This window comes from Micromonospora humi (assembly GCF_900090105.1).
Taxonomy (GTDB): Bacteria; Actinomycetota; Actinomycetes; order Mycobacteriales; family Micromonosporaceae; genus Micromonospora; species Micromonospora humi.
The window spans coordinates 1-22227 of the sequence record NZ_FMDM01000007.1 but is presented as its reverse complement, the minus strand read 5'-3'; the positions used below and the strand labels follow the sequence as shown (position 1 = coordinate 22227).

Annotated in this window: 21 protein-coding genes; 9 read left to right on the top strand and 12 right to left on the bottom strand. The window is 72.9% G+C overall.

Annotated features, from left to right (window positions below; all coding sequences use genetic code 11):
* Nucleotides 1-93 precede the first annotated feature (93 nt).
* Nucleotides 94-861, top strand: coding sequence for an SDR family oxidoreductase (locus tag GA0070213_RS15020; protein WP_091063333.1), 768 nt, complete (start codon nucleotides 94-96; stop codon nucleotides 859-861).
* A 7-nt stretch (nucleotides 862-868) separates the two neighbouring features.
* Here GA0070213_RS15020 and GA0070213_RS15015 read toward each other — a convergent pair whose 3' ends face one another.
* Nucleotides 869-1267: a globin gene (locus tag GA0070213_RS15015; RefSeq protein WP_245716404.1), complete on the bottom strand. Its 399-nt coding sequence runs from the start codon at nucleotides 1265-1267 to the stop codon at nucleotides 869-871.
* 118 nt (nucleotides 1268-1385) lie between these two features.
* Here GA0070213_RS15015 and GA0070213_RS15010 point away from each other — a divergent pair, with 118 nt between their 5' ends.
* Nucleotides 1386-1952: a snapalysin family zinc-dependent metalloprotease gene (locus GA0070213_RS15010; RefSeq protein ID WP_091063329.1), complete on the top strand. Its 567-nt coding sequence runs from the start codon at nucleotides 1386-1388 to the stop codon at nucleotides 1950-1952.
* A gap of 28 nt (nucleotides 1953-1980) precedes the next feature.
* On the opposite strand, the gene GA0070213_RS15005 is transcribed toward GA0070213_RS15010, so the two are convergent.
* From GA0070213_RS15005 to GA0070213_RS14980, 6 genes are all read right to left on the bottom strand, one after another.
* Nucleotides 1981-3045 carry a hypothetical protein gene (locus GA0070213_RS15005; protein WP_091063326.1) on the bottom strand — a complete coding sequence of 355 codons (1065 nt, stop codon included), beginning with the start codon at nucleotides 3043-3045 and terminating at the stop codon, nucleotides 1981-1983.
* Nucleotides 3042-4394 (bottom strand): hypothetical protein, encoded by a 1353-nt coding sequence (locus GA0070213_RS15000; protein WP_091064331.1) that lies wholly within the window; start codon nucleotides 4392-4394, stop codon nucleotides 3042-3044. The genes GA0070213_RS15005 and GA0070213_RS15000 overlap by 4 nt, the downstream gene beginning before the upstream one ends.
* Nucleotides 4391-4699, bottom strand: a complete 309-nt coding sequence (locus GA0070213_RS14995) for a DUF6403 family protein (protein ID WP_091063322.1) — start codon at nucleotides 4697-4699, stop codon at nucleotides 4391-4393. The genes GA0070213_RS15000 and GA0070213_RS14995 overlap by 4 nt, the downstream gene beginning before the upstream one ends.
* A 23-nt stretch (nucleotides 4700-4722) precedes the next feature.
* On the bottom strand, nucleotides 4723-4935 hold the full coding sequence (locus GA0070213_RS14990; protein ID WP_091063318.1) for a hypothetical protein: 213 nt from the start codon (nucleotides 4933-4935) through the stop codon (nucleotides 4723-4725).
* Between the two features lie 70 nt (nucleotides 4936-5005).
* The gene (locus GA0070213_RS14985) at nucleotides 5006-7393 is read right to left on the bottom strand and encodes a pentapeptide repeat-containing protein (RefSeq protein ID WP_091063315.1); all 2388 of its coding nucleotides are present in this window, start codon (nucleotides 7391-7393) and stop codon (nucleotides 5006-5008) included.
* Nucleotides 7390-8985, bottom strand: a complete 1596-nt coding sequence (locus GA0070213_RS14980; protein ID WP_091064328.1) for a nuclease-related domain-containing DEAD/DEAH box helicase — start codon at nucleotides 8983-8985, stop codon at nucleotides 7390-7392. Before GA0070213_RS14980 ends, GA0070213_RS14985 begins: the two co-directional genes overlap by 4 nt.
* Before the next feature lie 253 nt (nucleotides 8986-9238).
* Between GA0070213_RS14980 and GA0070213_RS14975 the strand changes: the two genes are divergently transcribed.
* Nucleotides 9239-10696 carry an NYN domain-containing protein gene (locus tag GA0070213_RS14975; RefSeq protein ID WP_091063311.1) on the top strand — a complete coding sequence of 486 codons (1458 nt, stop codon included), beginning with the start codon at nucleotides 9239-9241 and terminating at the stop codon, nucleotides 10694-10696.
* Between the two features lie 10 nt (nucleotides 10697-10706).
* Entirely contained in the window at nucleotides 10707-11456 is a 750-nt protein-coding gene (locus GA0070213_RS14970; RefSeq protein ID WP_091063308.1) for a hypothetical protein, read from the top strand.
* A gap of 205 nt (nucleotides 11457-11661) precedes the next feature.
* Here GA0070213_RS14970 and GA0070213_RS14965 read toward each other — a convergent pair whose 3' ends face one another.
* Nucleotides 11662-12942 carry an AAA family ATPase gene (locus GA0070213_RS14965; RefSeq protein ID WP_091063305.1) on the bottom strand — a complete coding sequence of 427 codons (1281 nt, stop codon included), beginning with the start codon at nucleotides 12940-12942 and terminating at the stop codon, nucleotides 11662-11664.
* A 165-nt stretch (nucleotides 12943-13107) separates the two neighbouring features.
* On the opposite strand from GA0070213_RS14965, the gene GA0070213_RS14960 reads away from it, so the two are divergent.
* From GA0070213_RS14960 to GA0070213_RS14945, 4 genes are all read left to right on the top strand, one after another.
* Nucleotides 13108-15321: a choice-of-anchor J domain-containing protein gene (locus tag GA0070213_RS14960; protein ID WP_091063302.1), complete on the top strand. Its 2214-nt coding sequence runs from the start codon at nucleotides 13108-13110 to the stop codon at nucleotides 15319-15321.
* Nucleotides 15322-15429: 108 nt separating this feature from the next.
* Complete coding sequence (locus tag GA0070213_RS14955; protein ID WP_091063299.1) at nucleotides 15430-15960, top strand: flavoprotein; 531 nt, start codon at nucleotides 15430-15432, stop codon at nucleotides 15958-15960.
* Nucleotides 15961-16007: 47 nt separating this feature from the next.
* Nucleotides 16008-16463: a hypothetical protein gene (locus GA0070213_RS14950; protein WP_091063295.1), complete on the top strand. Its 456-nt coding sequence runs from the start codon at nucleotides 16008-16010 to the stop codon at nucleotides 16461-16463.
* Nucleotides 16456-17370 carry an alpha/beta fold hydrolase gene (locus GA0070213_RS14945; protein ID WP_091063291.1) on the top strand — a complete coding sequence of 305 codons (915 nt, stop codon included), beginning with the start codon at nucleotides 16456-16458 and terminating at the stop codon, nucleotides 17368-17370. Before GA0070213_RS14950 ends, GA0070213_RS14945 begins: the two co-directional genes overlap by 8 nt.
* Here GA0070213_RS14945 and GA0070213_RS14940 read toward each other — a convergent pair.
* Both GA0070213_RS14940 and GA0070213_RS14935 read right to left on the bottom strand, forming a co-directional pair.
* On the bottom strand, nucleotides 17361-17750 hold the full coding sequence (locus tag GA0070213_RS14940) for a GIY-YIG nuclease family protein (RefSeq protein WP_091063288.1): 390 nt from the start codon (nucleotides 17748-17750) through the stop codon (nucleotides 17361-17363). The two genes, GA0070213_RS14945 and GA0070213_RS14940, sit on opposite strands and share 10 nt — an antisense overlap.
* 64 nt (nucleotides 17751-17814) lie before the next feature.
* The gene (locus tag GA0070213_RS14935) at nucleotides 17815-18726 is read right to left on the bottom strand and encodes an S-4TM family putative pore-forming effector (RefSeq protein ID WP_139128678.1); all 912 of its coding nucleotides are present in this window, start codon (nucleotides 18724-18726) and stop codon (nucleotides 17815-17817) included.
* A gap of 275 nt (nucleotides 18727-19001) precedes the next feature.
* On the opposite strand from GA0070213_RS14935, the gene GA0070213_RS14930 reads away from it, so the two are divergent.
* Entirely contained in the window at nucleotides 19002-21332 is a 2331-nt protein-coding gene (locus GA0070213_RS14930) for a hypothetical protein (protein ID WP_091063283.1), read from the top strand.
* Here GA0070213_RS14930 and GA0070213_RS14925 read toward each other — a convergent pair.
* Complete coding sequence (locus tag GA0070213_RS14925; protein ID WP_139128677.1) at nucleotides 21316-21810, bottom strand: hypothetical protein; 495 nt, start codon at nucleotides 21808-21810, stop codon at nucleotides 21316-21318. The genes GA0070213_RS14930 and GA0070213_RS14925 overlap by 17 nt on opposite strands.
* Before the next feature lie 120 nt (nucleotides 21811-21930).
* Nucleotides 21931-22227 (bottom strand): hypothetical protein (locus GA0070213_RS14920; RefSeq protein WP_245716403.1); only part of this gene is annotated, 297 nt, incomplete at its 5' end.

Below are 22227 nucleotides of genomic sequence, written 5' to 3'. Positions count from 1 at the left end.
AGTATCCGACGCGTGGCGGCGGGAACCAGGGATCGGCGGTCCCCCGATCACTGATCTCTGCCCCGCTCCGTGCCGGGGGACCATGCTGGGGGCATGGACATCTCCGGAAACACGATCTTCATTCCGGGCGCCACCAGTGGGATCGGCCTGGCGCTGGCGCTCGCCCTGCGGGACCGGGGCAACACGGTGATCGTCGGCGGCCGGCGTACCGAGCTGCTCGACGAGATCGCCGCGGCCCACCCCGACCTGGACACCGTATCCATCGACACCACCGACCCGGCCAGCATCGCGACGGCGGCGGAGACGGTGCTGGCCCGGCACCCGGACCTCAACGTCCTGGTCGCGATGGCCGGTGTGATGCGGGTCGAGGACTGGCGGTCGCCGGAGACGTTCCTCGCCTCGGCCGAGGAGGTGGTGACCACCAACGTGCTCGGCCCGATCCGGCTGATCGGTGCGTTCGTCGAGCACCTGACGAAGCGGCCGGACGCCACCATCGTCACGGTCTCGTCCGGGCTGGGGTTCGTCCCGCTGCGGGTCACGCCCAGCTACAACGCCTCGAAGGCCGCGATCCACATGCTCAGCGAGTCGATCCGGTTGCAGCTCGCCGAGACCGGCGTACGGGTGGTGGAGCTGGTGCCGCCGGCGGTGCGGACGGGGCTGCTGCCCGGCCAGGAGACCAGCGAGTTCGCCATGCCGCTGGACGAGTTCGTGGCCGAGGTGGTGTCGCTGCTGGAGACCCGGCCGGACGCCACCGAGATCCAGGTCGAGCGGGTGAAGTTCCTCCGGCACGCCGAGGCGCGCGGTGATTACGACCAGGTGGTCGCCACCCTGAACGCGGCCGACCCGCACGCCGCCACCTGAGTCGCGCTCACGCCCGGAGCAGGCCGGCGACCGCCCGCTGCGCGTCGACGACCGCGTCCGCCGGCAGGTCGAGCGCCCAGAGCGCGGCGGCCAGATAGTCGAGGACGCGCCACCGCTGTTCCTCGGTCAGCGGCGGGCGGCACCACCCGCCGTCCGCCGCCGGCCACGGCCCGGAGGTGTCAAGCGGGGGCCCCTGCTCTACCGGAGGCGTTAAGCGGGGGCCCCTCCTTATCACCAGGGCGAGCAGCGCGGCGAGGCGGCGGCGGTCGGTGCCGAGCAGGTACGGAGCCAGCTCCGCGTCCGCCGCGACCAGCCGCATCCAGCGGTGCACCGCCGCGCGTACGGCGGCCGGGCCGAGCCGGTCGCGGGGCTCCTGGGCGCATGTCACCAGCTCCGTCGTCCGCACGACCAGGGGTACGGACGATCGACCCCGATCAGTTCAGCGCACACCTTGATATCGATGAATCCCTATCTATAGGCTGTCGGCGTCAAGGCACACCCCCCATCCCCCAGGAGTGTGAACCATGCGCAAGCCGAAGCTGTCCCGGATCCTCGCCACCCTCGCGGCCGTGACGCTGACGGCGCTGGGCGCGGTCGCCGTCAACCCGGCACCGGCCTCCGCCGCGGTCCGCAACGTCTGCTACAACACCAGCCAGGCCGGCCCGTTCGCCAGCTACGCGGTGCAGGCGGCGTCCATCTGGAACAACTACACCAACAACATCAACATGGCCCAGTGCGGGTCGAACCTGATGATCTACTACACCTACGGCGGCGGGTCCTACGCCCAGCGCACCAGCCTCGGCAACGGCCGCGTGGTCATCGACTACTACCAGGCCCAGCAGTACTCGCCGCTGCGCATCATGACGCACGAGATCGGCCACATCCTCGGCCTGCCGGACAACTACAACGGCAACTGCGCCATCCTGATGTCCGGCGGCAGCGCCGGCACCAGCTGCACCAACCCGTACCCCAGCTCGGCCGAGGCCGCCCGGGTCGACTCGCTGTTCGGCTTCGCCGCCCGCAGCGCGACGCCCGCCCAGGTCTTCAGCGGCAGCTGGCCGGCCGCCACGGTGGTCGGCGCCGGTCGCTGACGAACGCTCCATCGACGGGGCCGGCGGTTCACCGCCGGCCCCGTCCGCGCGTCCGGGCCCGGCCCTTTCCCGCCGTCCCGCCGGCCCCCTGCCGCGGCGGCGTGTACGGCTTCCCGCCGGACCCCCCACCGGACTCCCGACCCGACGCCCCGCCGGTGCCGCGAGCGGCCCGCCCGCGGGCACCCCGACCCGACGTCCCACCGGCGTCGGGACCGGCGGCCGCGTCGGCGACCAGGTCCGCCGCCCGGCGGCTCAGCTCCTCGACCCGCTCACGCAGCCGGCCCACGTCCCCGGGGTCCGCGCCGGACACCTCGTCGAGCAGCCCCACGTAGTCGGCGGCCAACCGCCGACCGGCCTTTCCGCCGGTGGCGTCGAGGTCGATGATCTGCTGGGCCAGGACGGCGGTCGCGGCGCCGAGGGCGGCCCGCTCGTCGGCGCGCGCGTCCCGCCCGGCCCGCCGCGCGTCGGCCAGCCGCCCGGCCCGCCGACCGCCCCACCAGAGCACCGCCGCGCCGGCCACCACGCCGCCGACCGCGCCACCGGCCAGCAGGTAGCGCGGCAGCGACGGGCTGATGGTGCGTCCGCCGTCGGGCACCAGGCCGGTCCGGACCAGCTTGTCGTAGTTGAGCACGATCACCTTCAGCGCCTCGACCGGCCGGTCCACGAACGCGTCCGCGCCCTGGCCGATCACGGTCTCCACGACCATCGAACGGCCGATGTCGCGCGGGCTGTCACCGCCGAGGCGGGAGCAGCCGTACGTGTCCCAGTCGTCGCCGTCGCGACTCATCGCCAGCACCAGCGTCCCCTGCGTGGCGCGTTCGGTGTCGTCGCAGGCCCCGGGCAGGTCGGCGCCCGGCCTCATCATCAGCACGACCAGCCGCCGGTTGCCGATGACCCGTTCGGCGGCGGCCCGGTCCAGGTCGACGCCGGGCGCCGCGTAGACCGACGAGGCACGCACCTGCCGGGCCGCCGGCCCGTCGAACAGGCCGCCGGACCACAACGCCCAGCCGGCCAGCGCCAGGCAGGCCAACACCGCCCGCCCGAACGCGGTGCCGACCAGCCGGCCGAGCAGGCGGCGCACGGTGGCGGTCACGACAGCCTCCCCCGCAGGTAGACGTCCGGCCGGTAGCCGGGCATCCGCACGTCCCGGGCCACGCCGTCCAGCTCGGCCTCCGCGTCGGCCAGCAGCCGGCGTACGTGCTTGTCGGGCAACCCGTCGTCGAGCGCGTACCGGGCCGAGCGCAGCCGGCCGATGCCGCGCACCAGCGCCGGGTCGCTGCGCGCGTCGGTCAGCAGCGACAGCTCCACGGCCAGCGCGGAGAGCCCGGCCAGCCGCGCCGGCGTGCCGCCCGGCCCGACCTCGCCCGGCCGGCGCCGACCGGCGCCGCGCACGGTGCGGATCGACAGCGCCACGAAGCCGGCCACGCAGCCGGCGAAGAGCCACGGCAGCGCCGGCAGCGCCACCCGCAGCGGGTCGAACGGCCGGTACGGCAGCGGCCTGTCGAACAGCCCCGCGTAGCGCACGTCGGTGACCCGCGCCAGGTATGCGGCGAGCACGTTGAGCTGCGGGTACGAGTAGCGGCTGAGCCGGCTGCCGTACTGGGCGTAGAAGCTGGCGCCGGCCACCTCGGCGAACTCGGACGCGCCCGGACCGTGGTACTCGATCCAGCCGCCGTACATCACCACCACCGGCCGGTCCGGGGCGAGCCGGTGCAGCGCCGGCCCGTACCCGGGTAGCGGCGTCCCGTACGGCTGCGTCGGCAGCACGACGAACCAGGCCCCGCCCGGGAACGCCTCCGACACGGCCTTCTCCGGCAGCCGGGGCAGCGTCGCGCCGGGGGCGACCCACCGGCCGGTGGCGCGCAGCGCGGCGGTCACCGGGGCCAGCTCGGCGGTGGTCGGCTCCCGCCAGCGCAGGTCGTCGCGGTCCGGTGGGGACGGCTGCTTGCGCAGCGCGGCGAGCAGCGTGAGCACCTGGTCGGTGACGTCGGCGGTGGCGAACTGGGCCCGCCAGCCCGGCAGGTCGTCCGGCGTGGCCGCCAGCACACCACCACTGACCTCGGTGCCGACGATCCGGATCTCGGCGTTCTCGACGTCCTTGACCCGCCGGCGTTCCGCCTCGTCCAGCCCGGGCGGGGCGACCAGGATCCGGGTGCCGCCGGGGCCGGCGGCGGCCCGCACCCGCCCCTCGTCCCACCGCGCGACCGCGCCGGGCAGGCGGACGACCGGCTCGGCCGCCACCCGCGCGGTCATCTCCTCGACCGAGGGCACGCTCGCGTCGCTCAGCTCCCCGGCGGACCCCTCGGCGGGCAGCGACGCCGACGACGGCGACCGCCCGTAGCTGACCTCGACGCTCTGCCGCTGCGCGACCAGGAACACCACGAGCACGGCCGCCGCGACGGCCAGCAGCGACCAGCGCAGCAGCTCCCGGCGTACCCTCACGCGCCGGCCCGCCACAGCTCGTCGGCGCGGCGGGCGTGCGCGGCCGCCTCCCGGGCCGCGTCCGCGCCGCCGCCGGGCGCGGCGGCGAGCAGTTCGGCGCGGGCCAGCAGCCGCTCCGCCTCGGGCACCGGCGTGGCCGCCGCGTCCCGGCTGACGGTGGCGTCGTGGATCGCCGCCCGCGCCGCCGACCAGGCGACCTTCCGGCCGTCGGCGCGGGCGCGACGCCGGGGCAGCAGGGCGGCCAGGAACCCGGCCGCCACCGCCACCACGGCCCCGCCCAGCCAGGGCAGCACGCTCAAGGTCATGATCCCTGTCTAACGCACCGCCGCTACGACGACGAGTAGCCCTCCTCGAAGCCGTCCATGAACCCCCCGGCGAACCCGGAGACCACGCACCCGGCACAGCACAGGATCACCAGCAGCGCCGGCACCGCGACCCAGAGAACCGTCGACCAGTTGATCCCCTCCGGCTCCGGCGGCGGGTACTGCGGCGGATAGTACGGCTGGTACGGATCCGGCTGATAAGGGTCGTGAGGATGCACCCGGCCATCCTGCCCACCGCCCGCCACCGTCGGAAGATCCGAACGGGTCGCACGGGCCGGACCGGAGGTGTCAGTCCATGGCCGCGGTGGCGTTCTCCTGGACCACGTGCGCGCACCCGTCGACCCGGCAGGTGTCCTCCAGCAGCGACCGGATGGCGGGCGTCACCCGCAGGTTCTGGGCGAAGCCCACCATGTCCGCGTAGAGCTGGCTGTGTGTGCGTTCGTACCGGCGGCGTTTCGGGATGGCGGTGAGGAAACCGGCCCGCACCGCGCCGGTGAGCACCGAGCCCGGGTCGACGACGCGCCGCCCCGACAGCAGCCCCTTCTCATCGAGCGAGTCCCGCCGGTAGTGCCCGTCGGGCCGGACGAACTTCAGGAACAGGAAGCGCAGTTGCAGGGCGGTCGGACAGGGCCCGACGAAGGGCCGCTCCCGGCGGCCGTCCGCGCCCAGCAGGCGGACGAAGTCCGCGACGTCCTCGATCGCCGCCCGATTGTCGATCTCGGCGGAGACGAAGCCGGTGAGCTGCCCGAAGTCGGCCTCGGCGAGCGTCGGCAGGCAGGCGTCGAAGCGGGTGCCGTGCAGCGTCGCGTCGGACAGGTCGCAGCCGGTCATGTCGCAGTTCTGGAACCGGGTCGACTCCAGGTTCGCACCGCGGAAGCTGACCCTGGCCAGCGACAGGTTCGCGAACGTCAGGCCGGACAGGTCCTGCCGCTCCAACGGGGCACCCGTCAGCAGCCGGTCGCAGTCGGGCAGCCCGAGGAGCACCTGGAGCATGTTGCGGAACGCGGTCGGCGTGACGGTCGCGCCGGCCAGCCGGATGAGCAGCTCCTCACCGGCGGCGAGTTCCCGGATTCGGGCGCAGAGCACCCGGATGGCGAACGAGTCCGGCGGGAAGGGCCGGCAGTCCAGCAACTGCGCGAACCGCACCGGGTTCACCGCGAAGTAGCGGGCGGCCCGGATGCCGATCTGGTGCTCGAAGATCACGTCTTGGGCGAAGCGCACCCGCTGGTGTTCCGAGGCGGCGCGGAACACCGGGAGCTGGCAGATCGCGTCGGTGCACCGCTCTCGTTCGGTGTCGGAAAGATCCGGCGGGAGCACGAACTCGGCGAGTTCTCCGATGTCGTGCACCGGCACGCCCCGGTTGTCGTTCTCCAGCTCGGCCACGGCGACGTCGCTGATGATGTCCAGCAGGTCCAGCCGGGTGACCATGCTCTCCTGCAACTGCTCCTTCTTGTACTCGCGGTCCATGATCGCGTCCACCGCGTCGTCGACCAGGTTCATCTCCGAGTAGTCGTCCGGGATGCCGTCGGTCTGGCCGAGCGCGACCCGTTCGGCCAGCAGCTCGGCGTAGTAGGGCGTGCCGCAGAGGCGCATCAGCTGCGGTTTCGCCTCCAGGATGTCGAGCAGGCGCTGGTCGTCGTCCTGGAGCCGGATCCGGGCGAACGTCCGGATCGACTGCGGCTGCCAGGGCAGCAGCCGGAACTCCTCGACGTACTCGTGCGCCACCGCCAGGAAGTCCCGCAGCGCCTGGTTGGAGCTGAGCAGCGAGTCGCGTACGCAGAGCAGGATGCGCGGGGTGGTCGGGTTGTCCGGCCGGGCCACGATCTCGCGGATGTACTCGAAGAAGTCCGGGTCTTGGGCGATGACCTCGTCCAGCCCGTCCAGCAGCCAGCTCGCGAACCCGCGGGTGAGCATCCACTGGAAGGTAGGCTGCTTGACCGGGCGCGCCACCTCGGTCTGCAACAGCGCGTCGACCATCGGACCCAGCGCCGGCGCGCTGGCCAGTGCCGCGTAGTCCGGCAGCAGCGGCAGCGGCCGGTAGGCCCGCCGGAGCTGCTTCTTCGCCTTCTGGAAGTTGGCGTAGAGCGTCGCGAACAGCGACTGGAACAGCACGCTCTTGCCGAAGCCGGCGGGCGCGGTCACCAGCACGATCGGCCGTTCCCAGCCACGTTCGGCGTCGAACCGGTGCGCCAGCTCGGCCAGCAGGTCGGCGCCGACCTGCCCGGTGCCGACCGCCTGGAACGGCTGCGGGGTACGCCTGCGGGCGGCGGCCTCCCCGTCTCGGCTGAGCTGCTGTGCGGCGGTGCCGGCCATCGCCGAGGTCGGCGAGTCGTCCCACTTGAACCGGGCGTCGAAGAACTGGATCGGGACCCGGATGTCGACGTTGAACTCGTGCTTGGCGAGCCGGCGGAAGTCCGTGGACAGGCCCTGGGTGGACTCGACCAGCAGGAACTTCGCACCCGGGGTGCGGGCCTCCTCGCCGAAGCGTTGCAGCAGGCTCGCCTCGCGCCGGTGCAGGTCGTCGGCGTCCGGGACGGTCGGGCACCAGACCGTCATGTGCTCGCTGTTGTCCGCGTACGCGGCCCGGCGGGCCCGGATGACCTCGCTGCGGCTCTCCCCGGGAACCGACCACCCCTCCGACTCCAGGAACGTCACGGCCTCCTCGTAGAGCGTCATCGCGCATCCTCCATCAGGAATCGAACGGGCTCCCACCGGTCCGGGCGGCCGACGACGTGCAGGTAGGCGCAGGCCCGGCTGACCGCGATGTAGCTGGTCGTCCAGTCCTCGTCGCCGTCGTCGGCGTACACCACGGCCGGCGCCTCGCAGCCGTGGAACTGGCGTACGGTGCAGACCGCCAGCCCGTCGCCGCGCAGTCCGCCGCTGGTCCGCACGCCGTGCTCGGCGAGCAGCCGCCGGATGGCGACGTGGTGGGTGCGGGTGGCGGTCACCAGCACCGCCTGCGTCGCCGGCAGGTCCTTCAAGACCTCCAGCACCGCGTCGACGCACGTCGCCACGATGTCCGTGGCGCCGTCGGCCAGGCGGGGCCGGCGGCCGGCCGGCCCCTCGACCGGGCCGTGCAGCATCCCGGCCACCCGCGCCACCAGCTTGGCGATGGGCAGGGTGTTGCGGCAGTTCTCGGTCAGCCAGAACTCGTTGAAGCTGCCGCCGGGACGCCAACTGCCGGTCCGGTCCCGCTGGTAGGGGTCGGCGAACAGCACCACCGAGCCGTCGGGCCGGACCAGTTCGCGCAGCGCGACCAGCAAGTCCTCGTCGTGGCTCTGCGCCTCGTCGACGATGAGGCAGTCCAGCGGCCGGCCGTACGCCTCGACGAGACTCAGCACGGTGGCCCACAGCGGCTCACCCTCGTAGCCGCCGAGCCGCTCGGCGCCGAACAGGGCGCACAGCACGTCCTTCGGGTCGCCGGAGCTGACGCCGGGCACCCGCAGTTGTCGCCGGATCTCCAGGCGCAGGTCGCGCTGCTGGCCGATCACCGCCACCCGCAGCCCCCGGGCGGCCAGTTCCCGGGCCCGTTCCTGGGCCAGCAGCGTCTTGCCGGTCCCGGCCGCGCCGAGCACCAGCGACGCCCGCCGGCCGGACGTGGCGGCCAGCACCTCCAACTGCCGGTCGGTGAGCTGGATCTGGCGTCGGGTGCGGCGTTCCAGGTCGTCGGCGGCGAGGTCGACGTCGTACTTGAGGGTGCGCGCGACCACGGCGGTCGGCGCCAGCGCGGCGAGCGCCAGGTCGAAGTCGGCCCGGCTGGTCCAGCCGCGCTGGTCCCAGTGGGCCATCACGCGCTCGACCAGGACCGGCGCGTGTTCCAGCGAGGCCGCGGTCAACACGATCGTGTCCGGGGCGTTCGGGCCGAGGTTGCCCGACGGCCGCCCGTCGGTGAAGACGACGCAGTGCCCGGCCGGCACGTGCCGGATGCCGGTGCTGCGGCGCAGCCAGCCGGCCAGCGCGTAGCGGTTGCGGACGGCCTGGTCGAACGGGTCGGTGAGCGGTACGTCGTCGCCGCGGCGACGGGCGAACCACTGCCGGCCGGTCACCCGGTAGGCGCCGTCCTTCACCTCCATGATCAGCAGCCCGTGCCGGGGGTGGAGCAGGACGAAGTCGGCCTCGCCGATCCGCAGGCGCGGCTGGCCGATGTCGACATAGGACAGGTTGTGCAGCACGCTCCACGAGTCGTTCAGCGATCGGAGCCGCTCGAAGACGAGCCGCTCGCCGCGCGTGGCCTTCGTTCGCAGCTGCTTCGGGTAGAAGCGCGCCAAGATCGCCTCCGGGGTGGAGAACGAGCAGGGACCCACATTGTCGGCGCGTCTCCGACCAGCCCTGCTCCACCGGAATTGCCGTCCTGGATGGACTTTTGGTCATCCTACGGTCACACGCCGCACACCGAAACGCTTCGACGGCGTCGCACAAGTGACGGAGATCGTGCCCGAACGGATGAAGCGGCAGAGGGAGGACAGGGGGCCAGAATTCGGAAACGACGTACGGCTCGATCAGCTCGGGGAGGAGCCGCCGATGCCGGTCGGAAACAAGGGTGTCCTGCTCGTCGACTGGGACAATCTCAGCAGCGCGGTCATCAAGCGTGGCCATCTGGCCGAGCGGGGCATCGTCGACGCGCTGTGGCACGACGCGACCACGAGGTGCGGCGGCAACCTGCACTACAAGCACATGGCGGCGGTGCGGTTCGACGGCACCATCAGCACCGCCATGGCTGAGCACCTGATCGACGCCGACGTGGTGGTCAGCCTCAAGGAACAGGCCGACATCCACCTGACCGTGCTGGCGATGGACTACCTGCACCAGGGCTGCGGCCACTTCGTCCTGGTCACCGGCGACCAGGACTTCATCCCGCTGATCCGCCGGCTGCTGCGCGACGGCTGCCAGGTGACAGTGGTCTACGGCGACCCGGACCGGCTCTCCCCCCAGTTCCGGGGCATCCTCACCCTGCCGGGGCTGGACTCGCTCTGCATCGACGACATCTACACCCTGCGGAAGCTGCCGCCGTCCACCTGCCGCGACGTGATCGGCCTGCTCGAACTGCAACGCCGGGGCTTGATCCTGGGCGGCCGGGAGACCGGTGAGCGCACCGCGCTGCTGGCCGGCTGGCGGATCCTGGACAACGAGGACGAGAGCCGATACTGGGCGCTCGTCGAGTCCGTCGGGCGGAAGGTCACCCGCACCGACGCGGCGGCCCGCGACAAGAACGGGTTCTCCCCCCGCAGCATGACCCGCACCTACCTCGACGTCGACCCGGAGCGGTTCACCGACCTCGTGGCCGTCGACTTCGTGCTGCGGCGGCTCGCCGCCCGGTCCAAGGGCTACACCCTCGCCCAGTTGCGCACCGGGCCGCTGCAGACCGACAACGGGCCCCGGCTGCACCGGGTACTCGACGCGCTCACCGGCGTGCGGCTGGTGCGCAAGGGCGCCGACGACACCTACACGGTGACCACGGAAGACCTGGCCATGGGCTATCTGGAGCCGCTGTGGCGGGTGCACGCGGCGCTGGCCATGGAGTGCTACCGGCGGCAGCGGCGCACCATCCCTTACCGGAACCTCACCGGGCTGCTCAACGCCAGCGGCGTCGGGCAGGGGCCGGACCGCCGCGCCGCCGGCCGGATCAACCAGGTCGTCCGGTACGCCGCCGCGGCCGGTGTGGTCGACGCCGTCGCGGTCGACGGCGAGCGCCACGCGATCGCCGTCGACTCGCCGCTGACCCGGACCATCGAGGCCGCCTACCACGAGCTGTACCGCGAGTTCGCCGACCGCGCGCCGAGCCCGGTGCCGGAGAACAAGGTCTTGGAGTTCATGACCGTGCGGGACCGGACCCGCGCCGAGCCGGTGTTCGGCTACGACTCCCGCGACCGGCACCGGATCCTGCGCGTGCTCGCCCAGTCCCGGGCGCTGACCTGGCGCGACGAGAAGGTCACCGTCCCCCGCACGCGCTGGGGTGACTCCGGCTCGTCGTCCGCATAGGGGCGCGCCCGTGCTGCGCCGAACGGCGGCCCGCCTGCGCACCCTGCCCCGGCACGGGCTGACGATCGCCGGGGCGCTCGCGGTGTGCGCCGCCGTCGCTGCGGTCGTGGTGGCCGTCGCCTGGCCCACCCCGCGGGCCGCCCCCGTCGTCGGCTCCTTCGCCGCCATCGCCTCCACCGTCGGGGCGCTGGCCGCGATCCACCTCTCCCGGCAGGCGCTGGCCCGCACCGACCGGCAGCTCGAGGAGTCCCGCCGATCGCTGGTGCTGAGCCGCTACCCGCTGCTGCTGCCGGTGCACCAGGCGGTGGCGTTCCCGGACACCGGCGGCATGGTGGCCCCGCATCCGCCCGCCGAGGAGCGGTACGCGCTGGCCTCCGCGCCGGCGCCCGCGTACGCGTTCCTCGCGCTCACCAAGGACCGGCTGGTGATCCCGGTGGAGAACGTCGGCGCCGGGCCGGCGCTGCGGGTCAGCGGGACGCTGTGGTGCTCGGACGGCCGCAGCGGCCCGGTCACCGGCGTGCCGGCGCTCGCCGCCGGCCACAGCGGCGTGCTGGCGGCCGTGCTGCGCGAAGACAGGCGACCGGCGCCCGTGGGGTTGCGGGCGCTGGTGGCGGACGACGGCGGGCCGGCCGTGGCCTACCAGCTCGACCTCGACTACGTGGACGTCTTCGCGCACGCCCGCCGCACGAGCGCGTTGTTCGACCCGCGCGGGCGCGGCGCCTGGCACCACCTGCCGGGCGACGACCCCGGCGCGCACTGAACCCGGACCGGCCGGAAAAGGGGAAAGCCCCAGCAGCGAGGCTGGGGCCGGGTATTGAGACGGCTCGGACCACGACTACATGTCAGCTCGTCGTCGCCAGCCACCATCTCCCCTATGAGCAAGGTTAGGGTCACCCTCCGCAAGCGTCAACTCGGTCACCCGGACGGGACCGGTCGCCGATCAGGTCGCCGGCCCCGCCCGCCCGTCAGGCCCGGTGCGCGTCGAGGTGGGTGAGCACGGTCTGGTTGGCCTCCCAGCCGTCCGGGAACTTCACCGGCACGTCCAGGTGCACCCGCTCGGTCGACGGGTAGGCGTCGAGCAGCTCGCCGATGCCGGCCCGGGCCACCACCACGCAGGCGTGCCGGTGCCGCGACGCCAGCACGCAGAGCCGCCCCGACTCCAGGTGGAACGCGGTGGCGTCGCGCCGGCCGGAGAGCGGGTGCAGCACGATCGTCACGTCGTACTCCCGGCCCTGGAGCCGGTTGGCGGTGTCCACGGTGATGCCCGCGCCGGCCGCGCCCAGCCGGGAGCGGATGGCCGCGACCTGGTCGCGGTGGGCGGCCCCGACGGCGATCCGGTCGGCGGTGACCGGCGCGCCGCCGGGCGCGGCCTCGCTGACCGCTACCGCGCCGCGCGCCAGCACCCGCAGCGCCAGCTCCGCGCAGGCCGTGGCGGCCTCGGCGTCGGTACGCACGGTGTGCCGGGCGGGCAGCTCGTGCAGCGCCCAGCCGGTGGCGGCGGCCAGCTCGACCGAGGCGTCGTAGCCGTCGCCGGGGCCCGCCTCGGTGAACGTGAGCGCCCGGTCGGCCGGCCCGGTGCCGGCGCGGAACCCGGTGAACGGGTAGAACGCGGCGGAGACGACCGGGGCGGCGGAGGCGGGCAGCCGCCACGACACCGGCAGCCGGTGCACGGGCAGCTCCGGGTTGTGCCGCAGCAGGGTGGCCACGGCCGACTGCATCGGGTCCCAGGTGAGGCCGGTCCAGCGGGCGGTCTCGACGGTGGAGAACGGGTCGAGCTGGCCGGGGTCGCCGACGAACAGCGCCCGTTCGAACCGTCCGGCCACGCGCAGCAGCGCGTCGGCGCGCATCTGGTACGCCTCGTCCACGATCGCCCACGGCCAGGTGCCCTCGGTGACGGTGGCCCACTTGGCCGCCGTACCGATGGTGACGGCCGGCCCGCCCAGGTCGGCGACCTTCGCGGCGACCCGGACCGTGGAGTGCCCCCGGACCCGCTCGGACGGCCGGTAGTCGGCCGCGGAGAGCCGGCCGATGCGCAGCTCGGGCGCCCTACGGGCGAGCCGGTCGACGAGGTCGTCGACCTGCTCGTTGGTCTGCGCCACGATCATCAGCGGGTCGCCGGTTGCGGCGATCTCCGCGGCGGCACGCACGACGAGCGTGCTCTTGCCGGCGCCGGGCGGCGAGTCGACGACCACGCCGCGGTGGTTGCCCTCGCGCACATCGCGCAGCACCCTCTCGATGACGTGCAAGGCCGGGCCCCTTCTTAACGCATTCGGTATAGGCGGGGCCCCTTCTTAACACGTTCAACTGGTTGCCAAAGGCAACGGTGTGGCGTACGAACGACGTGAATGTCACTCCGGTGGATACGACGGTGACCCCGTCGGCCGGATCCGCACACCCGACAAGGGGGGCCAATGGCACGCAGCCGGATCGCCGGTACCGCAGCCATCGCACTCGTCCTACCGTTCCTCGGCGTCCTGCCCGCCACCGCCGCGTCGGCCGCACCGGCCAAGGCGAAGGCCAAGCCGGTCGTCGACGACACCCGCGAGCTGACCCGCAAGGACTTCACGCTCGACGGCAAGCCGGTGAAGACCCCGGCCCGCTACCAGAAGCGCGCCCAGTCGCGGTCGAAGGCCGCTGCGGCCACCACCCCGCCGGTCGGCACGGTCCGGCAGTGGCTGGGCATGGACGACTTCCAGGGCAGCTACTACCGCAAGGACTACACGCTGCGTGGCGTCGGCGACAACGTCGAGGTGTGGGTCGCCAACGACATCGCGTTCCCGGCCGACGACTGCCGCAACCAGATCCCCACGTCGACGCAGATCACCGACGCCCAGGTGCAGAGCTTCGTGCACGAGTTCGACACGAACATGTACCCGAAGGAGACGGTGGCGTTCAGCCGGCCGCCGGACCGCGACGGCAGCAACTCGCAGATCCCGCCGGACGCGCAGGGCAACGGCGGTGACTACTCCGGCGGCGGCAACAAGACGGTCACCCTGATCGACAACGTCCGGGACGACAACTTCTACGACTTCCCGGCCGCGCCGACCTACATCGCCGGCTTCTTCTCGGCGCAGCTCAACGAGCTGTTCGACCGCAACGTGATGACCGTCGACGCGTTCGACTGGCTGCACCGCACCGGGGCGAACCCGCCGGACGAGCCGACCGACGACCTGTGCACCAGCCGCCCGGCCCGCCCGTTCAGCTACGAGGGCACGTTCGCCCACGAGTGGCAGCACCTGGCGCACTACTACAGCGACCCGTTCGAGACCACCTGGATGAACGAGGGCCTGTCGGACTTCGCGCAGACCCTCACCGGGTACGTGGACACCACGGCCACCGTCTTCGACCGGGGCGCGGACAGCCACCTCTACTGCCAGCAGGGCTTCGGCACGGTCAAGACGCCGTACAACGCGAACCCGCGTGACTGCGGCGGGCCGGAGAACTCGCTGAACCTGTGGGGCGAGAGTCCCAACCCGAACGCGGTGCTCGCCGACTACGGCAACGCGTACGCGTTCATCCAGTTCCTCTACGACCGCTACGGCAACGACATCGTGCACCGGCTGCACAACGACGCCGACCTGCAGGGGCTGGCCAGCCTGGACGCGGCGCTCAAGGCCGAGGGCGCGAAGAACATGTACCAGGTGATCCACGACTACCAGACCATGACGCTGGTCGACAAGATCGTCGGGGAGTCCCGCAAGGGCATCATGCTCGGCGTACCGAAGAGCCGGGTGACCACGAAGAGCCTGCGCTCCACCGTCAACCTGGCCAACCCGGCCGCGTACGCCACGCCCGGCGCGGCGCCCAACGGCGCCGACTACGTCACGCTGTCGAAGGCCGACGGCACCCCGCTGCGCGGCCTCGACCTGCGGTCGCTGTCGTTCCAGGGCGCGAAGACGCTGCCGGCGCTGCCGTTGGCCTGGACCGTGGTGACCAACGACCCGGACCGTCCCGGCAACCCGGTGCTGTTCTCCGGCAACGCCAACAACACCGACGCCGCGGCGGTCACCCCGGTGACCGTGCCGACCGCCGACCCGACGCTGCGCTTCCTCGCCAAGTACGGCGCGGAGGTCGGCTTCGACTACGGCTACGTGGTGGTCTCCACCGACGGCGGCGCCACCTACACGGCCGTCGCCGGCGACAAGACCATCGACGGTCCGCTCGGCCCGGCGCTCAACGGCACCACCGACGGGTTCGAGCCGCACAGCTTCGACCTGTCCGCGTACGCCGGGAAGAACATCCTGCTCGGCTTCCGCTACGTCAGCGACGGCGGCGTCAACGAGGGCGGCCTGCTCGTCGACGACGTCACCGTCGGCGGCACCACGGTCAGCGACGGCAGCAGCCTCGCTCCGTTCGACTCGCCCACCGAGATCAAGCCGACCGCCGTCGCCAACTGGAACGTGCGGCTCATCGGCCTGGACGAGAAGCACTCGCTGGCCTGGCAGTTCGAGTTCGACGGCACGTCGAGCCTGACGCTCAACCGGCTCCAGCTCGCGCTGCTCGCGCTGTTCCCGAAGGTGGTCGCCGTGGTCGCCTACGACGAGCCCACCGAGCAGGTCCAGCAGTACGCCCCGTACACCCTGAAGGTCAACGGCGTGGTGCAGAAAGGCGGGGCCCCCTCTTAACGCCTCCGGTATAGGAAGGGCCCCCTATTAACACCCGCAACACCCCGCCCCGCCCGAGCACCCGCACACGGTGCTCGGGCGGGGCCGTTTGCGGGTAGAACTGGCGGCATGAGTGAAGCGCCGGTGCTGCACCTGGTCGTCTGCGCCGCTCCCCCGGCCCCGCGGGTCGGCGACCTCGTCGAGCTGCTCGCCGCCGACGGCTGGCGGGTCTGCCTGATCGCCACCCCGACCGCCGCGAGCTGGCTCGACCGCGACGCGCTCGCCGCGCAGACCGGTCATCAGGTACGCGTGCAGTGGCGCCGCCCCGGCGACCCCGAGCCGCACCCGCCGGCCGACGCCGCCGCGGTCGTGCCGGCCACCTTCAACACGCTGAACAAGTGGGCGGCCGGGGCGAGCGACACGCTGGCCCTGGGCGTCCTCAACGAACTGCTCGGCACCGGCCTGCCGATCCACGTCTTCCCGCGGGTGAAGGCCGCGCTGGCCGCGCATCCGGTCTACCAGCCCAACCTGCGACTGTTGCGCGACGCCGGCGTGACGGTGCACGAGGGAGACCTGCTGCGCGCGCCGGACGAGATGACGCCGACCCGGTGGGCGGCCGTGGTCGACGCGCTGCGCGTCGCCCGACCTCGCGCCACTTGACAACGCCCGTCAAGCACTTGACGATGGGTGTCAAGTAAGGGGGTGTCGTGGACGAACTCACCGCGCAACTCGTCAGGCTGATCGACATCAGACTGCTCGATCCACTGGAGATCCTGGTCGACGGCCACGGCGCCGTCGACTCGCTCCGCACCGTCGTACGGGAACGGGCGCGCTCCTGGGCCGCCACCATGCTCCACGGCGACGACGCGGCAGCCCGTGCCGTCATCGTCCGCGCCATCGCGACGCTCCATCCGGGCGACGGCCCGTTCCAGCCACCTGTCGACTGGTGGCGCACCCCCCTCGGCCAGGCCGTCGCGCGGCGGATGGGCCACCCCACCGCCGAGGCGGTGTCCTACGCGGTGGCCGGCGCCATGCTCGGCATCACCCGCCAGGGCGTCCACGACCTGGCCGCCCGCGGCAAGCTCCCCCGTCACCCCGAGGGCGGCGTGCTGTCCGCCGCCGTCCGCGACCGACTGCTCCAGGAGGGGAACCGACATGCCTGATGCCGTCATCGACTCCGGCCGGGTGCCGATCGCCTACCGCGACTTCGGCGGCGCCGGCCGCCCGTTGCTGCTGCTGCACGGCGCCGGCGGCAACCTCGCCCAGATGCAGACGCTCGCCGGGCATCTGCGGTCGGCACACCGGGTGGTCGCCGTCGACCTGCGCGGCCACGGACACTCCGGCGACGGCCCGTGGCGCTGGGACGACGTACTGGACGACCTGGCGGCCGTCGCCGACGGGCTCGGCCTCGACCGGCCCGCCGTGGTCGGCATCTCCCTCGGCGGCATGCTGGCCTCGCTCTGGGCCCGGCGTCACCCGGAGTGCCCCGGCGCCGTCAGCCTCGACGGCAACCCCACGCTGGGCCGCCCGGAGCAGCTCGCCGGGATGGACCCGGCCCAGGCGGAGGCGGAGCTGGCCACGCTGCGGGCCGCCTTCGACGGGATCGCCGCGATGCTGGCCGCGCCGCTCACCGCCGAGCAGTTGACCGCGATGCGGGCCGGGCAGCGGGCGATGGCCCAGCGGTACGGCGCCGACCCGGAGGACTGGGTGGCGGCCTTCGAACGCAACCTCGTGCCGGGCGACGACGGCCGTGCCCGGCTGCGCCCCGGCCCGGAGTTGACCGGGCAGCTGCGCGAGGCGATGGAGTCGCTGGACCTGACCCCCGCCTACCGGGACACCAGGTCTCCCCTGCTCCTCGTGCTCGCCACCGAGGACATCCCCGAGCAGGCGCCGTTCCGCGAGGTGTACGCCGCGTACCGGCGGGCCACCGCCGAGCGCCTCGCGGCCGTCGACAACCCACGCCTGCGGGTGGTGCACCTGGCCGGCGCCACGCACGCGATGGACGCCGAGCGCCCGGCGGAACTGGCCACCCTCATCACCGACTTCCTCGGCGAGGCGGCTCAGGGCTGACGAAGCGGGCGGGGCACCTGGCGGTTGAAGCGGGGGCGTAGCGCCAGGACCAGCGCTTCCTTCGTACCCTCGGGGTTGTCGGTCTCCTGCCAGCGGACCTCGCACCGCCCCAGCCACCCGGCGATGTCGTCGCGGGTCGCGGCGCGGCCCGGCGTGTCGAGGAGCTGGCCGACCTGGTCGTGCAGCACCGACGAGTCGCGGTTGCCGGTGAGGTGCTGCCGCAGTCGGGCGCGCAGGTCACCGGTGTAGCCGACGTAGGCGACCACGCCGCCGTCGAGCACCAGGTGCACGCCGGGCGCGGCGGGCGCGCCGGCGACGACGTCCCTGGTGTACGGCCGGGGCGGGGTGAACCCGGCCAGCGGATCTTCGGTGTGCGACACGCGACGGACGGTACCGGCGTCCCGGGCCTCGCGTGACCCCGCGCGACCGGGCGTGACGGGGCGCTCACCCGTCGGCGCGGGGCGCCGGGGCCAGCAGGTGACCGAGACCGGTCATGGTGGACTGGAAGTCGACCCGGTCGGCGGCGTGGAAGCGGCGGAAGAACCAGTTCGGCACGCGGGTCTGGGTGCAGCGGGTGCGGAACAGCAGGTCCTGCACCTGCCGGGCCAGCCCGAGAAGGTCGGCGGCGGCCGACGGTTCGCGGGCGGCGGAGGTGATCCGGCTGTGGACGACGGTGCCGGCCCGGTCGCGTTCGACGGCGACGTCGCGTTGCCCGCGGTAGATCTCGACGCCGAGCAGCAGCGCGCCAAGTGACGGCACGAACCAGGCGAGCAGCAGGTGGGCGACGGTCAACTCGGCGAGCACGCCGTAGACGACGCCGGTCGCCGCCCAGGCCGCCACGGCGGCGAGCACGGTGTACGCGTAGCGGCGGCGCAGTCGGGCGCCCCAACCCAGGCTCTGTTGCTGGCAGGCGAGCACGTCGTAGGGTGCGGGCAGTTCCGGGATCTCGTAGTAGTCGCGCAGGTAGCGTTCGGTGCCCCGGAACGCGCGGTCGAGCCGGCTGATCTCGGGTGCGGCGACCCGCTGCCCGGCCGCGACCTCGTTCCAGGGCAGGCCGAACAGGTCGACGTCGAACATCTCCTGGATGGTGGCGGCCCGCCGGAGTTGCCCGCGTGACCAGGTGGCGAGGCCGAGCGCGTTGACGACGGCCCAGAGCGCGCCGAGCGCGGTGACGGCGGTGGCCGACACGCCGAGGACGGCGACGACAGCGCCGGCGCCGGCGATGGCCCCGGAGACCGAGGTACGCAGCGCGTCGAGGCGTTGGGCGCGGCCGTGGCAGACCGACATGGCCCGCAGCATCGCCATCATGGCCGGCTCGGTCTGGCGCCTGAGCAGGGAATCAGTCCGATCCGTCACGCCACCCTCCCGGCCCACGCACCGAGAATACATTCAACTCGCTAGATGTGACGGCGGGTAGTCGAATGTTTCCTGTCGGCGCGAGAGCGGTTTCCGAAAAGTAAGGTTTCTCCCCGGGCGTCGAGTACCACCGGCTTCGTCGGAAGTTCCGGGTAGATTTCCCCCGACGCGACCAGCGCACCTCCCGGCGGCCACACCCCGGTCACCCGCACCTTCCCATCCCTTCAGGCCAGAAGGTTCATACCACTATGGACGACCCCCCAGGTGACAGACCGGTGTGGCTCCAGCGGGACGACCCGCTGGTCTGGCAGGCGCTGGAGCAGTGGGCGGCCGGCCACGGCGCGGTCGAGGTGCTGTCGCGGCACGGCCCGATGTGCGGCTACAGCGGAGCGCGACTGTTCGTGATCAAGCTGACCAGACCGGCGGGCCTGGGCCGCACGAGCAGTCACAAGCTGCTGGTCAAGGTCCACCCGGCCGGCGGGGGCCAGCGGCCGGAGGTGAGCCGGCACGCCCAGGCGCGGGCCGACGCGCCCGGCTTCGCCGAGCGGCACATGGTCGAGCAGCACCACGGCTCGTACCCGGTGGCCGACGGCCGTCACCTCTCGTTCCAGGACGTCGCCAACGGCGGCGACCCGGTCCGCACGCTGGACGAGATCGACGACGACCAGCTCGTCAAGGCCTTCCGCAAGGTCGTCGAGGTCCTGCTCGACGACTGGAACGGTGGGACCGAATCCGTCCGGTCGACCGCGCCCACCACGGTGCGGGAGTACGTCACACGCGAGTTGACGGTGACCGGGGCGCTGTCGGAGGTGACCGACGCGGCCGACCGGCTCGGCCTGGGCGACCTGGGCGGGGAGCACGTGGTCGTCGACGGTCGGGAGCTACCCAACCCGCTGCGCCTCACCGACAGCGGCGGCCGCCACGGTGATCTGCGCATCGAACACCTGACCGGTTTGGCACACGGTGACGCCCACGGGGGGAATGTCCTCTTCGCGGTGCGGCCCGACGGCACCGTCTGCCCGAACACGTTCACCCTGATCGACTTCGACAGGTACGAGAACGACGCCCCGCTGACCCGTGACCTGGTGGCGCTGCTGCTCTCCACGGTCCTGCGCCGGGTGGCGCCCCGCCCCGGCCCGGACGGGCAACGACCGCAGGGCCTGCCACCGGAACAGGCCGACGCCCTGCTGACCTATCTGGTCCACCCCGACCGGCCCGAGCCGAGCAGCCTGCCGCCCGCCCTGGCCCGGCTGGTACGCCTCACCCACGAGGCCGGACGGCGGTATGCCACGTCCGGAGGCTGGCGGCGGGAGTGGGGCCGACAGTATCGGTTGTCGCTGATCTCTCAGGCGCTCACCGCCGTCACCCTCGACAACCTCGGGCCGGCGGGCCACCATTGGTGCTTCCGCCTGGCCGCCTACGCGGCGAAGGCGCACCACGAGGACCTGTCGGCAGCGCCGCCGCTCCCATCGCCACCGCCACCGCCCCCGTCGCCGCCACCGCCACCATTGAGGGTCGACCAGTCGTTCCTCGGTGACGCGCCGATCGTCGACCTGGCCCCGCGTCCGTGGCACCCGCCCGGACAGCGCGGGCACGAGCCGCGTCGCTTCCGCGAGTCGGCCCCCACCGGTGGCGACGAGCGCACCGGCCGGCCGTACGTCGTGCGGCCGGTCGGCGGGACGCGGGGCCGGCACGTCGCGGCGACCGCCGCCACGTGGCCTCGCAGGCGACGGCTGGTCCTGCCCCTGACGCTCGTCACCGCGCTCGGCAGCCTGGTGGTGTACCTCGTGGCGGAAGGCGCGTCGGACCGGGACGGCCGGCCGCCGATCACGGTGCCGCCGCCCGGCCGGACCGAGTCGTCGCCCGGCCGCGGCGGCCCACGCGATCCGGCGCCCGCGGAGCCGGTGGACCCTGGCCCGAAGCTCGACCAGATCGCCGACCGGGTGGCCCGGCGGGCGGAGCCGCCGCGCCAGGGCCGGTACGCGTGCACCTGGCTACGCGTGTGGTCGCCGGAGAATCTCGTGCTCGGTTCGGACGACCCGACGCGCTATCGCGAGGAGTGGCTCTGGTGGACCCGGGAGCGGTCCGGCCGGCAGACCGTCCATGCCGTCGACGGCGGCCGGCGGTCGCAGCCGCAGGACGTCCGGTACGACCGGGGCGACCTGACCGACGTGCCGCCGGACCCGTCGGTGGACCTGGCCGAGTTGCGGGCGCAGGTGGACGAGGTGGTGCGGCAGATGCCGCCGGAGCTCCGCAACGCGGCCGGCACGCTGGAGGTGGTCGCCTGGATCTACCGGTTCCGGCCGCTCACCGCTCCGCAGCGCGCGACGCTGCTGCGGCTGCTCGCCGAGACCGACGGCCTCGTCCAGCAGGGCCGATACCCCGACCGCGCCGACCGGTACGGCTACGCGATCAGCGCGGTCGACGGCGCGGGCCGGCGGGAGACGCTCCAGTTCGACGAGGAGACCGGGCGGCTGCTCAGCCACCAGACGACGAGCACCGACGACTTCCTGGTCAGCTACTACCTGTTCCTGGGCAGCGACCGGACCGACACCATCGCCGACTCGCGGTGCGGCGACCCGGCGGCGGTCAGCATTTTCGGCTGACGTGGGTCGCCCAGTCCCGCCAGGGCGCGGCGTCGGCGCGGACCGGATTGCCGAGGCCGACGCTGAACAGCGCCATGTCGTTGTAGTAGAACGTCGCCGAGCCGCTGGACATGTTGTAGTGCGCGGACCCGATCCGGAACTGCCACTGCCAGGTGGCGAGGTCCTGCCGACCGCAGGAGGAGAGCTTGCCCCGGGGGTAGCCGAAGTTCGGCCGGTCGTAGAAGCAGAACCAGTTTCGGGGGCAGTCGGCCAGCGCGTAGGTGCCGGCCGGCGCGTGCAGCGTAACCAGCAGCGCGCCGCCGCCGTAGCTGATCTCGTCGGCGCCGACCGGCACCCCACCCGGGTGGGCCGCCAGGTAGTCGGTCATCTCGCGGTTGACGGCGGCCATCCCCGGCGACGGAACGGGCACGGCCGCCGCGATCAGGAAGCCACCGAGGACGGCGGCCACCACCATTCTGTACGCCCGGAAAAATGCCATGCCGCACCCCCCGAAGACAGTTACCGCTGCCTCTGCCCAAACAGAATAGGAAGGCGTCTTCCCTGATCACCAGGCCCCGCACCACACAAGTTGGCTGTCGCGCCGATATTTCGTCGCCACTCAGTCGATGGAATTTCCAACGTTGACCATCTCGGACTGCCAATTGCGCAACGCAGTTTTGATCCGGCGGTTCTCGTCGTGCGCCAGGTGGAGTTGGTGGGCGCGTTCGGCGAGTTCGTGGGCGAGGCGGTGCAGGATGGCGTCGACGTCCTCGGTGCGGTAGCCGCGGCGCAGGCGCGACGTCAGTGGCAGGCGGATGGTCTCGATGCGGCCGGGGGTGAGTGGTCCGGTGAGGGCGTGGCGGCTGCGGTAGACGGCCATCACCGCTGTCCGATGGTGGGTAGGTGCTGGTGGTCG

Coding starts and splice junctions, on each gene's coding strand:
- GA0070213_RS14955 (WP_091063299.1), top strand. CDS start 15,430: ATGAGTGAAGCGCCGGTGCTGCACCTGGTCGTCTGCGCCGCTCCCCCG.
- GA0070213_RS14995 (WP_091063322.1), bottom strand. CDS start 4,699: ATGACCTTGAGCGTGCTGCCCTGGCTGGGCGGGGCCGTGGTGGCGGTG.
- GA0070213_RS15010 (WP_091063329.1), top strand. CDS start 1,386: ATGCGCAAGCCGAAGCTGTCCCGGATCCTCGCCACCCTCGCGGCCGTG.
- GA0070213_RS14975 (WP_091063311.1), top strand. CDS start 9,239: ATGCCGGTCGGAAACAAGGGTGTCCTGCTCGTCGACTGGGACAATCTC.
- GA0070213_RS15020 (WP_091063333.1), top strand. CDS start 94: ATGGACATCTCCGGAAACACGATCTTCATTCCGGGCGCCACCAGTGGG.
- GA0070213_RS14945 (WP_091063291.1), top strand. CDS start 16,456: ATGCCTGATGCCGTCATCGACTCCGGCCGGGTGCCGATCGCCTACCGC.
- GA0070213_RS14985 (WP_091063315.1), bottom strand. CDS start 7,393: ATGACGCTCTACGAGGAGGCCGTGACGTTCCTGGAGTCGGAGGGGTGG.
- GA0070213_RS14925 (WP_139128677.1), bottom strand. CDS start 21,810: ATGGCATTTTTCCGGGCGTACAGAATGGTGGTGGCCGCCGTCCTCGGT.
- GA0070213_RS14960 (WP_091063302.1), top strand. CDS start 13,108: ATGGCACGCAGCCGGATCGCCGGTACCGCAGCCATCGCACTCGTCCTA.